A 4,874-nucleotide genomic window follows, 5' to 3' on the forward strand; every position below is an offset into this window, starting at 1 on the left:
GCCGTTTGTAAAACTTCACTTTTTTCCGCCGGGACATTTCGATGGCAAGCGTGGGATCGATTTCTTCAATGGTCTTCCAAAACGGTTCCCCGGCAAGCACCTCTTCTTTTTTGCGGTGAAGGTCCACCTCCGGCAGCACATCGTTTCCAAAAATGATGCGCTCAATGGCATGGGACACGGTTGAGGTCTTGCCGCTTCCGGATGGCCCGACAAACAGAAGCAATGCCGCCTTGGGAACGCTGGCGTCTGAAATGTACTCTTTTCGCAGGTGGGCACGATACACTTTTTCGAAGAGATCGTGGAGTTCGACGGGAATGTGCACGTCGACCAGTTCCTTGTCGAGAAGAGAGAGCAGGTACTGGTAATCTTTGGCGGACACCTCTTTTTCCAGTATCTTGTTCCAGGCATCTTGAGGGTTGGTGTGGCCCGAAATTTCAAACCGTTTTTGCCAGTCGGTGAGGATATCCGGGTCCTTAAGTACGTTGAATCGTTTTTCAGGAGCGTCCATAAAAAAGGAGAGGGCCGTCTCCAGAACGCCGTTGATCAGACCCATGGGCGGACGATATTGATTGAGCCGTGCACGCATGAACGATTTGGTTTCCTGGGGCCAGGCGGCCACCAAGTCTTTGATCTCTCGAATCCGGCTTTCCGGCAGTTGGACGTAGGTGATCGCTCTAGTCAGCCGTCTGGCCATCTTTTCCTCCCTCCGGCCGCTTGGCGGAATTGAATGCGGGAAGGGCGATTGCCGGTGTGTTTCCCTGAGTATTCTGGATGACCACAGTATTTTGTCCCAGCTGATGCTTCTCATAGGCGGTGGCCCATTTTTGCTGGGTGAGGAATTCAAGCAGCGCGGTGTCGGTGGAACCATCCTCTCGTCCCAGCGTGCGTTGCAGGTCCTGGATGCCGCCCATATAAGCGGCATAGAGTTTACGGATACGGCTGGCCTCCTGGTCTGCCGCGTAATTGTCGGCTTCGGCAATCAGTTCGCGGCGTTTTTTCTCTTCGGAGGCCTCCACCAGTTTGTCGCCGAAGCGGGTCTCTTTGAGCACGAAGCTGACGACCTCAACGCCGTATTTCTTTTCGATGGTGGGGCCGCCGATATTGATGGGGCGCGATTTCAAGGCCGTGAAGATCACCTCTTTGATGGTTTCACGGTCACTGATCAGCCGATCAACCTGCTGGGCCTGCAGAATGTCTTTGACGATGCCGTCGTAGTCGCCCTGCAATAAATCCAGGGGGTTCAGGTTTTCAATGGCCCACGTATTCAGGTCGCGGATTCGATAGGTGAGCACTCCGGAGGTCCATAGGGCCACGTTGCCTTTGGAAATGATTCGCATGGGCGCCGGGGTACCGCCCAGTTGGAGGGTCTGGTTCATCAGCGGCACCTCCTGCTCGATGCGGGTGAAATAGGGCAGGCGGGCATGCCAGCCCACATCGGTCACCGCCTGGCGGACCCCACCGAATCGTTCCAGTACGACCGCATAGTTCATCTTGACCTTAAAGATGGTTTTGGTGGCATAGACGAGGGCAACCATGCCGTAGATCAACCCGACAGACGTGATCAGGGCGATCAGGCGGCGCAAGACGGTTTTGACGAAAGACCGCCGCAGCAATTGATTGGGTAAAGGCTTGGCCATATCTGCTCCTTGGGTTGCTGAAAAAAACGCCGACGGGTGGCAAAAAATAAGTTTATAACGGCCGGAACTGTTTTGAAAAGGTTACCTGGAAAAAGGTGTGGTTTCAAGGAAAAATCCGTTGGACAACCGATGGCCGAACCGGGCATGTGAGAATTACAGATTCCCGGCCAATCCGAGCTGGTTTTGATTAACGGCGATGTTGAATGTGGGTTGAACCAGGTCATGGTGGCGTATTTCAAAGGGAAGATACGCCAGCAGATAGCGGCGCGGTTTGACCTGAATGTGGTGTATGCGATCTTGCACTATTTTTTTGGGACGCAGCAGTCCGGTCAGGTTCAATTTCAGGGTCTCGACGGATTCGGATACCGGCAGGTTCACCGGATGCATGTTTCCTTTTGGCACCCGGGCAGTTAGATGATTCCGGGGCTGGGAAATGGTGATGTGGTGGGTTAAGCGCAAAAAACTACGGGGACGAATTTTGAAGGCCGGACCCCAGAAGTGGAAGGGGATCCGGTCCCATTCGGGTTGGATTGCCTTGGGTAGATTCGCCACCTGCACCAGATCGGCATAACTGTTCAGATCGATACCGGACACAGCGGCCTCGATACGCCAAAAGGGCAGGTAAATGGTATTTTCATCTTCAGGATTCGGCAGATGGGCCACGTTGACCCGTGACAACCCCTGTTTTGACGCCTGCCACATGGACTCACAATTCTTGCAGTGAAGGACTAAGGCGTCCCGACCTCCCTGCAAGTCCCACCCGCAGTTCGGGCAAAGCGTAGGGATGAAGCGGAGGCGCCAGTTCGCCGGACCGCCTGGGAGCCGGCTTAGTTCAAAGGGTTCAGCCAGCTCTGATGACGCCGGTCGATTCAGCACGGCATCCATGATCCGCTCGCCAACGTAGAAGGGGGCGTAGATCAGGCTCACCGATTCACCGATGTGGCTTTGGTGCAGAATCGGCCCAGGCAGATGGAGGTTGAAGCGCGTGAGAAACCTTTCCATCAGCTGCGGAAAGGGCAGGGTTGGCTTGATGAAATAGCCCGCGGCCTCCGGGCTGACAAAACGCAGTTTCATGGCCTGGCTGCGAAGACCGACAGATACGGGGAAATGCGCCGATTGAACGGCCTGCTGGCTGACATCCACAAAACGATTCTGGATGCCGGAAGGCAGACAGGAAAAAATCATACCCTTGAAACGCCAGAAGGGAAAGTAAACCAGTTCCTGGTTGTCCGGGGCATTGTGGGGCAGCAAATACCGAAAGTAGCTGCGTTCAACGAGATAGGAACTCACTTTGCAGAACGCACACTGAAACAGCCGATCCGTTTCGTTGAGCGTTGCCGGTGCACCGCACTGAGGGCATTGATGTTGGATGAGAAAATTAATAGGATTCTCCGCACTGGGTGCAGAATTTTGAACCAGCCAGATTTTCGGCACCGCATTTTGCACAAAAGACGGGTTTGGGTTTTTCTTCAACCGGGTGGCCGCAGCGGGAACAAAAATTCGCATTGGGCGCCAGGTTTTTCCCGCATTGGCCGCATTCGATAAAAACCAACTGCTGGTGACCACACATGGGGCAGAACTTGGCCGATATCGGAATGTTGCATCGGCACTCCTGGCAGGTCGCCTGTTCCGTCTCCGGCGCAGCCGCTCCGCCGAGCTGAGGGGTTTTGCCCGACGCATTGAAATACTGGGCGAACATGGCCGGCATCATCAATCCCAAACTGGTGCCCATACCCATACTGCCATCGCCATCGGCTTCGGATGCCTTTTCCATAGCCATGGCGGACTTCATTTGCATGAGCTTGTTCATGTCGTCGATAACCCCCATTCGACTGCGGTCGTCGATGGCCTTTTGCACCTCCGGCGGAGGGGTGATGGCGTTCATGTAGAGATGGGTCAGGCCCAGGCCGAAATGTCGGAAATCGTCCTGGAGTCTTTTGGACAGGCCTTCAGAAAGCTCATCGTATTTGGCTGGCAGGTTAAGGATTGAGTCTATGCTTTCGCCCATGAAGTCGTTAAATCGAGAAACGATGACCCGGTTGAGGTACTCTTCGATGGCTTCGGTGGTGAACATACCCTGGGTGCCCACCATGGTGTTGATGAACAGCACCGGTTGGACCACCCGCAGGTTGAAAACACCAAATGCCCGCAGTCGGATCAGCCCCAGTTGGTCATCCTTGAAGGCAACCGGATCACGGGTGCCCCATTTCAGATTGGTGAAGACCTTCATGTTGACGAAATACATTTCGGCCCGCAGCGGACTGGACATGCCCCAGGGCAAACTCGCAATTTTGGTAAGAATGGGAATATTGCCGGTTTTCAGCGTATGACGGCCGGCGCCGAAGGCTTCGACCGCTTTGCCCTTATAGAAAAAGACACCCGCCTGACTTTCCCGGACGGTGAGTTGTGCCCCCCATTTAATCTCCCCAGACCCTTTTTCAGGCAGGCGATGAACCAACTGCTTGCCACTCTCGTCAAACCATTCCAGATTCTCCAGAAAGACCAGATTGTCAGCTTTCATAAGCCCATTCTCCTCATTTGATTTTCAGATTTGATTTAAATATCGGTTGGGAGGGGGAAAACCTGAGCAGTGGAAGCGACAATTATCGAATTCGATCGTCAAATCATTCCCGGTCATAGGATCGGATCAGACGGTCGCCGTTTGATTTGAACCTCGAATTGATCTGTTGAGGATGTTCAATTAATCGACAACTGGAGCCGCCGTTGCCGGCGGCGCCTGCGGTGAGTCCGCAATGGTCTCTTCGGTCAGCGGGGGCGTGCTGTCGGGCGGCTGAGGAGCCGCTGCGGGTGGCGTTGTCGTGGCGGCCGGTTTGCTGGGCTTCACGGCAGGTGGTGCCGGGGTTGGTGTCGCTGAAGACGCAGGTGCGATCGTGGCCGGTGTGTCTGTCGGAGCGGGGATGGGTGCCGGCGGGGACACGGAAGAGGCGCCTGATTGTGGGATCGATGGAGACGGGAAACCTTGGGGTTGGGCGGTATCGGTGGATGGCACCACAACCGGTGGGGTGGCCGGTGCGGGCGCCGAGATGGGTGGTGCGGGCTGCGCCGGAACCGTTGATTTGAGCGTAGAGATGGCCTGGTTCGCACCGGCTAAATCAGCCTTGGCCTTCTCAAGTTCCTTCATGACGCCGGCAAGCTGTCGACGGAGCCGTTCCGCGGCTGCTTTTTCACCCTCCCAACTTTTTTGCGTGGCTTCAAGCTTATCCACGGTCGTTTTAA

The 4,874-nt window shown here is 55.1% G+C and carries 3 protein-coding genes and 2 pseudogenes; all 5 read right to left on the reverse strand.

Going from position 1 to position 4,874, the window contains the following annotated elements; translation table 11 throughout:
- A pseudogene (locus ABYV26_RS20975) lies at positions 1-694 on the reverse strand (AAA family ATPase); the annotation flags it as partial.
- Positions 675-1,637 carry an SPFH domain-containing protein gene (locus tag ABYV26_RS20980; RefSeq protein WP_372683310.1) on the reverse strand — a complete coding sequence of 321 codons (963 nt, stop codon included), beginning with the start codon at positions 1,635-1,637 and terminating at the stop codon, positions 675-677. The pseudogene ABYV26_RS20975 and the gene ABYV26_RS20980, both read right to left, overlap by 20 nt.
- 153 nt (positions 1,638-1,790) lie before the next feature.
- Complete coding sequence (locus tag ABYV26_RS20985) at positions 1,791-3,071, reverse strand: hypothetical protein (protein ID WP_372683311.1); 1,281 nt, start codon at positions 3,069-3,071, stop codon at positions 1,791-1,793.
- Positions 3,016-4,158: an SPFH domain-containing protein gene (locus ABYV26_RS20990; RefSeq protein ID WP_372683312.1), complete on the reverse strand. Its 1,143-nt coding sequence runs from the start codon at positions 4,156-4,158 to the stop codon at positions 3,016-3,018. The genes ABYV26_RS20985 and ABYV26_RS20990 overlap by 56 nt, the downstream gene beginning before the upstream one ends.
- A gap of 180 nt (positions 4,159-4,338) precedes the next feature.
- Positions 4,339-4,874, reverse strand: a pseudogene (locus tag ABYV26_RS20995) (hypothetical protein); the annotation flags it as partial.

This window comes from Desulfosarcina sp. (assembly GCF_041551955.1).
Taxonomy (GTDB): Bacteria; Desulfobacterota; Desulfobacteria; order Desulfobacterales; family Desulfosarcinaceae; genus Desulfosarcina.

What these genes read in the sequence shown, in the direction of transcription:
- ABYV26_RS20980 (WP_372683310.1), bottom strand. Translation starts at nt 1,637, where the DNA reads ATGGCCAAGCCTTTACCCAATCAATTGCTGCGGCGGTCTTTCGTCAAA.
- ABYV26_RS20990 (WP_372683312.1), bottom strand. Translation starts at nt 4,158, where the DNA reads ATGAAAGCTGACAATCTGGTCTTTCTGGAGAATCTGGAATGGTTTGAC.